This is a genomic window from Leclercia sp. LSNIH8 (genome assembly GCF_002920195.1).
In the GTDB taxonomy this organism is placed as follows: Bacteria; Pseudomonadota; Gammaproteobacteria; order Enterobacterales; family Enterobacteriaceae; genus Enterobacter.
Map to the genome: position 1 here is coordinate 1 of NZ_PQJY01000038.1, position 1,086 is coordinate 1,086.

The following is a 1,086-nucleotide window of genomic DNA, read 5'->3' on the forward strand; positions in this document are numbered from 1 at the left end:
AAAACCTACGGTGGTTCTGCTCGTGCATTCGACCAGATCGATAACGCACCAGAAGAAAAAGCTCGTGGTATCACCATCAACACTTCTCACGTTGAATACGACACCCCGACTCGCCACTACGCACACGTAGACTGCCCAGGCCACGCCGACTATGTTAAAAACATGATCACCGGTGCTGCGCAGATGGACGGCGCGATCCTGGTTGTTGCTGCGACTGACGGCCCAATGCCTCAGACCCGTGAGCACATCCTGCTGGGTCGTCAGGTAGGCGTTCCTTTCATCATCGTGTTCCTGAACAAATGCGACATGGTTGATGACGAAGAGCTGCTGGAACTGGTAGAAATGGAAGTTCGTGAACTTCTGTCCCAGTACGATTTCCCAGGCGACGATACCCCAATCGTTCGTGGTTCTGCTCTGAAAGCGCTGGAAGGCGAAGCTGAGTGGGAAGAGAAAATCATCGAACTGGCTGGCTACCTGGATTCTTACATCCCGGAACCAGAGCGTGCTATCGACAAGCCGTTCCTGCTGCCAATCGAAGACGTATTCTCTATCTCCGGTCGTGGTACCGTTGTTACCGGTCGTGTAGAGCGCGGTATCATCAAAGTTGGTGAAGAAGTTGAAATCGTTGGTATCAAAGAGACTGCTAAGTCTACCTGTACTGGCGTTGAAATGTTCCGCAAACTGCTGGACGAAGGCCGTGCTGGTGAGAACGTTGGTGTTCTGCTGCGTGGTATCAAGCGTGAAGAAATCGAACGTGGTCAGGTTCTGGCGAAGCCAGGCTCAATCAAGCCACACACCAAGTTCGAATCTGAAGTGTACATCCTGTCCAAAGACGAAGGCGGCCGTCATACTCCGTTCTTCAAAGGCTACCGTCCACAGTTCTACTTCCGTACTACTGACGTGACCGGTACCATCGAACTGCCAGAAGGCGTTGAGATGGTAATGCCAGGCGACAACATCAAAATGGTTGTTACCCTGATCCACCCAATCGCAATGGACGATGGTCTGCGTTTCGCAATCCGCGAAGGCGGCCGTACCGTTGGCGCGGGTGTTGTTGCTAAAGTTCTGGGCTAATTAATTAGCGGG

At 52.5% G+C, this 1,086-nt stretch carries 1 protein-coding gene; it reads left to right on the forward strand.

What is annotated here, in order from left to right; all coding sequences use genetic code 11:
- Nucleotides 1-1,074 (forward strand): elongation factor Tu (gene tuf, locus C3406_RS25850; RefSeq protein ID WP_103829367.1); only part of this gene is annotated, 1,074 nt, incomplete at its 5' end.
- Between the last annotated feature and the right edge of the window lie 12 nt (nt 1,075-1,086).